The organism is Microcystis sp. LEGE 00066, assembly GCF_015207925.1.
Lineage (GTDB): Bacteria > Cyanobacteriota > Cyanobacteriia > Cyanobacteriales > Microcystaceae > Microcystis > Microcystis ichthyoblabe_A.
Genome location: NZ_JADEVX010000246.1, coordinates 1 through 5,212, shown reverse-complemented (window position 1 = coordinate 5,212; position 5,212 = coordinate 1). Strand labels below are relative to the sequence as shown.

5 protein-coding genes and 3 pseudogenes are annotated in these 5,212 nt (G+C 40.0%); 3 read left to right on the top strand and 5 right to left on the bottom strand.

All coding sequences use genetic code 11. The features are described 5' to 3' along the window. The 3 genes and pseudogenes from IQ224_RS21490 to IQ224_RS21475 form a co-directional block, all read left to right on the top strand. Window positions 1-214 (top strand): transposase (locus IQ224_RS21490; protein ID WP_194033474.1); only part of this gene is annotated, 214 nt, incomplete at its 5' end. 86 nt (window positions 215-300) lie between these two features. After that, window positions 301-456 (top strand): annotated as a pseudogene (locus tag IQ224_RS21485) (IS30 family transposase); the annotation flags it as partial. 323 nt (window positions 457-779) lie between these two features. Next, window positions 780-1,772 (top strand): HMA2 domain-containing protein, encoded by a 993-nt coding sequence (locus IQ224_RS21475; protein WP_002744971.1) that lies wholly within the window; start codon window positions 780-782, stop codon window positions 1,770-1,772. A gap of 521 nt (window positions 1,773-2,293) precedes the next feature. Here the strand turns inward: IQ224_RS21475 and IQ224_RS21470 are convergent. From IQ224_RS21470 to IQ224_RS21450, 5 genes and pseudogenes are all read right to left on the bottom strand, one after another. Next, a pseudogene (locus tag IQ224_RS21470) lies at window positions 2,294-3,008 on the bottom strand (IS1 family transposase); the annotation flags it as partial. A 176-nt stretch (window positions 3,009-3,184) separates the two neighbouring features. Next, the gene (locus tag IQ224_RS21465; RefSeq protein WP_228036341.1) at window positions 3,185-3,400 is read right to left on the bottom strand and encodes a biotin/lipoyl-binding protein; all 216 of its coding nucleotides are present in this window, start codon (window positions 3,398-3,400) and stop codon (window positions 3,185-3,187) included. Window positions 3,401-3,896: 496 nt separating this feature from the next. Continuing rightward, complete coding sequence (locus IQ224_RS21460; protein ID WP_002749544.1) at window positions 3,897-4,139, bottom strand: hypothetical protein; 243 nt, start codon at window positions 4,137-4,139, stop codon at window positions 3,897-3,899. 512 nt (window positions 4,140-4,651) lie between these two features. Next, window positions 4,652-4,861, bottom strand: a complete 210-nt coding sequence (locus tag IQ224_RS25140; RefSeq protein ID WP_002749548.1) for a MafI family immunity protein — start codon at window positions 4,859-4,861, stop codon at window positions 4,652-4,654. Between the two features lie 249 nt (window positions 4,862-5,110). Then, window positions 5,111-5,212 (bottom strand): annotated as a pseudogene (locus tag IQ224_RS21450) (IS5/IS1182 family transposase); the annotation flags it as partial.

The following is a 5,212-nucleotide window of genomic DNA, read 5'->3' as shown; positions in this document are numbered from 1 at the left end:
TATCGAGAAACTTGAGGAATGGGAAAAGAAAAACTTGAAAATATTTTGGTTGCCCACTTATTCACCTCATTTAAATTTAATTGAAATATTATGGAGATTTTTAAAATATGAATGGATTGAATTTAGCGCCTATAAAGACCGAAAGAGCCTCCTCGCTTACTTTAAAAAAGTGCTGGACAATTTTGGAGGCGAGTATGTAATTAATTTTGCCTAGGTACTTAGACGATTTTGCCAACCATTCCGAGATGGATAGCAGATAGCAGTCCTTCTATCCTATTCTTTGAGGTTTCGTAAATCGTTTTTTCCAAGGGAACGAATTTGAAAATCGTTAAGCCAGAGGAGGTAGAAAGAGCCGTAAACTTAATTAACAATCGTCCTCGCAAATGCCTTGACTATCGTACCCCGAATGAGGTATTCTATGAATGCAAATCAGATAGTGATGCAATTCAGGCTTGAATTAGCCCAATTAAGGAGCTAGGGCGAAGAAAAATCCGATGATAATGGCTGTGATCACCTTTGCTGCGGGAGCCGGCACAATATTCGCCGCTATTGTCATTTTTGACATTGATTTTGTTAAATGGGCTAACTGTAGTACGCCTTTTGCCGATCCAATTGATCGGCAGTCAGCCGTTTGCCGCAGATAATCTGGCGGCTCCTGACAACCCTTATATTACAAATACTGACATCTATCTCAGGGGGACACTGCCTATCGAGCTAAGTGGGCAAGATTGCAACTGAGAATGTAGTCTCCAAGCTAATAAATATTGGAATAGTGGAACATGGAAGCAACACTGGGCATCATCTTATCGGTATTTTCGGCAACTGCCACAGCCGTCTGGACAATTTGGACTTGGAGCGAGCAACAAAAGGAGGAAAGAACGCAGAAACGAAATCAGATCGCCGCTCTGTATATTAATCCCTTCCTGTTCGCCGCTCACGAATTGCAAGTCCGACTTGACGGCATCATCAATCAGCAAGAGTTGGAATTTTTTAAACGGGAATATCCTGAAACCGATGAAATCGGTTCTCCCGAAGCCTTAGAACTCCTCTATGTCCTGGTGAAATTCTTCGGCTGGTACTGGTACGTCTATCGATACGGTCCCTACACCAGAGACAAGAAGGCGATCGAACTGATTAGCAAAATTATCAGGACTTTTGCCAACCGCGAGGACTTTGCTGGAGACACTTTCTATTTTTCCTTCTCAGAACAGAGATCTCTGGGACAGACATTCGTTAAAGTCTTTGGGCAAGCTGAATCGATCTACCCTGAGTTGGAAGCTATCTCGCTCTATCAATTTGCCACAGAACTGAGGGACGATATCCAAAAAGATCGCCCTATGTATCAGAATGTCATCAAAACGATCCAGGTCATCGACAGCGCCGAGCGGGTTGAGGAGCTAGAAGGATGCGATCGCCTAATTGCCGTACACAATGACTTGGTGGACCTGCTTAGTTATCTAGAAGCCCAAGAAGGCTTCTGTATCTCGCCCAAGGTACGCCAGAAAATTCGAGCGACTGCAAGCCTTCCCACAGATACCGAAATCATTCACGCTATTGCCGGGCGGGTGCGACTGCGGATTCCTCGCCTGCGCCAAGATCTCTCCTACGCCGAGCGGTTGCGTCAGTGCCTTCAGTCCCTAGCCGGCGTGCAAGAAATCCAAATCAATCCAGATGCTGCTTCAGTGGCGGTTAGCTACGCGCCCACCCTCTCAGAGGCAACATTTCAACAGAGACTTTTTCAAGCCATTGCCCAGTCAGGATCAGTCAATTAGACCTCTGGTAAAAATCAAAAATTGTTGTTATGGTTAGAAGTCAGTAGCCGGTCGTCAGGAGTCAGGATTCAGTATTCTCCGAGTCAGTATTCTCCGAGTCAGGAGATAGGAGATAGGAGATAGGAGAGTATTTTAGGCTCTACCGAACCTGTTATGTAAAACTATCAACAACTTATGCTTGTAAAGCTTGTACACTAAGGCTTTGAGTTTTTGTTAAATTGATATTTATCAACTTTAGAACATTGCTGTGCAGAGAGTGAGCTTGAGGAATTTTCTACAGTGTAAGTTCGGAAGAACCTTATTTTATTTATTCTCCCCACACCCCACACCCCACGAAAAACTTTTTGCCGCAAACCCTAATTATGCAAGAGGTTGATTGTGAATGTCAGGTGAAGAACCTCGGTTTTACCAGGCGTTGCTGAATTAAGGTATGATTAGGCGAAATGGCGAGCATTCGGAGGAAAAGAAAATAAGGTGGTGATTCGGTAGTAGTGATGGCGGCTTAATCCTTTGCTTTGCTGTGCATTGTAGTCATGGATAAAATACCAAAGGGTTCCCCAAGGTGATTCTCCATTTTTTTAGAGAAAGATAGACTCTCTCTCACCAGCCGAGAAATCCTTTGTCGAAAGATATTATTTAATCTTTCAATAGGATTAGTTTGATCAGTTTCTTTACCTACTGCCCGATGACGTTTACTCGGAATTACTGTCTTATAGGACTCCCAAAAGTCTGTGTAAGCAACAGCACATTGTCGGTAAACACCTGGTAAACTAGCCCCAAAGTTTTTTTGCTGATTGACGACTCCTATCTCCGCGCATAGCAACCAATAATTTCCCTTGTCTTTCTATCAATTAACCGCCAAATATACACCTTGATTGTTTTAGAAAAAACAAAAGACCACATCTCATCACATTCTATAACTAATTTACCTTTTGGTTTGTCTGAAACCTTTATTTGACGAGGGACAGATGCCAATTTATTGTTGACGTAATTTTGTAACCATGACCAACTTACTCCTGTTACTCTAGCAATTACTCGTAAGGAAATTCGTTCGAGTAGGAGTTTATCGATTAATTGTTTGGTTTCGTCAGAGACGGTTTTATTAGTGGGATTGATCACAAACTGACGACCACACTCTTTACATTCACGTTTGGGTTTTCCATTATGAATAGAACCATTCTTGATAGTATGGTGAGAACCACAATTAGGATAGGGGAATAGAGGTGAAGGGGGGATTTTGTTCGGTGCTAGACTGATATTTGAGTAAACCAGACAGAAGCCAGAAAAAGATATTTATCAGAAAAGTCATGATCAAGCTAGAGGTTTAAAGACTGATCGGGTTCCAATTATTTTTATTCATAAATATTTTACACAATTCATACCAGGTAAGCAAGAGGGCTACGCCACTACTATCAAATCATTACCGAAATCTCTAACTGACTTTTGACAAGTTTCTGTTGGGAAAGACGGCTTTTTTGTCCTTCTATTTTCTCCTCGATTTGTTGTATTTCCTTGCCGATTAATAGAGAATCTAGGGTTAAAATCGGTTGTCCTGCTTTCACCTCTTGGCCTTCACGGACATAGATTTTTTCCACTTCTCCTGCGGTGATTGCGTCGAGTTTGACCAGGGTAAGCGCATCTTAACAATCCTTGACAAAATGAACTTTATGTGAGTTGCTTACCCAGAGAGCGATTCAGGCATATTTGAGGAGAATTGGCCATCTCAATTGTTAAGCAAAAATTGACCAAATGGGTCGATTTCGTAACTATTCTGATTGACTGGTATCACTTGAAATGCCCATGCGAATCACAAAATTGGCCAATTGTCAATAGCGTTTGAGATGCTCTCACCCTGATAGGGAGATGATGTTGGGTTTCCGTTGTCAATCCAACCTTGCAAGATAGGCGTACTGCTACGCAGTGCCTTCGGCATCGCACCTGATACCTTAATAGCTAAGTTGCGGTTCTTCCGAACTTACACTGTAGAAAATTCCTCAAGCTCCCTCTCTGCACAGCAATGCTCTAAAGTTGATAAATATCAATCTAACAAAAATTCAAAGCCTTAGTGTACAAGCTTTACAAGCATAAGTTGTTGATAGTTTTACATGACAGGTTCGGTAGAGCCTAAGTTGCTTGTTTGCCAAATTCAGGAACAACCAGGTTGACCTCCTTCGAGTTGTAACCAAATGCTTCTACCTGAGACTTGATCAAATCAAGAGCATCATAATAAGCAAGGCTTTGTCCTTTATAGAAAGAAGAGTCCTCTCCTTTTATGTCAGCTTCGTTAATTTTTGCTAGGGATTCATTATACTTTTCTTTGAGAAGAAGTGCATGATCTTTGATAAAGTTAACAGATTCTGTATTCATAAATTTGCTTATTTATCGATTCAATTCCTTTTCGGATTTGAGAGTCCGACTTTTTGGCATATTCGTTATAGAATCCAGAGTGCTTACCCCCTTGTTTGGCAATATTATATGGGTCATTCACATTAGTCACATCACTCACTTCATCAACAGCCTTAGTGGCTACCAACTGTTGATTCTTCACCATTATACCTCTCCAGAAAAGTTTTTTTAAATAAGCTCTTAGTAAAGGCTTCATCTCTTATTTTGACAATTATTATTATTGGAGAGGTCTATTTAGCAGGGTCAGTCCATTACTTATCTCGTTGGGAAGGGAACCGTTATTAAAACTTGAGGCTTTAAAATCTCCCATACAGAATTTTTTAAATCTAGAAAAGAGCTAATTTCTTGAATTAAGCTGTATGCTGTTGCAGAAATAGGGGCTCTTCTGGTTTCTGTGTGGAAATGAGGTCTATACTGATAGTTTATTTAACAAAATAGTCCTAAAAGTCTTTCCCAGTAAACATTTCACGATTTCATAAGCAAAAATTATCACACAAAGTCGAGAAGAGCCAAATAGGTAGTTCATCTTCGTATAAGATGTCACACAAAGTCTCAATCGCTAATCTCCACTTAACTGCATCAATATATGAGCGAACAAACTCTATCTGAGTTTCTTGCATCACTTCATTCGTAAGAAGAATAACTTCATTAAGCTTGCTTTTAATAAGTTTATAATCAGACATATATACCTCTATAGAACTCTTGCAAATTAATTATATGTTATAATGATGGGTTAACTAATTTTCCCAAAAAAATTAGTTAATCAGTACATTCGTCCTGAATGAAAACTTGAAGTTTAACTTTTAACTCAAAACTCTTTAGATCTGCTTTAATTTGGTTATCAAAACCTCTTTATTTAAGCGGCACAAACTATCTCAATTATAAAAATTGAGAATAAATTCTCCTTGACTTGATTAATCTTTAGGCAACTTTTAAGAAGCTGCTATACCTATCCCTAACTCACAGTTATAAATAGCCGCCAACAAGTTAACTCTTAAACTATATCTTCGACGACGATTCCGATATTTACAGGA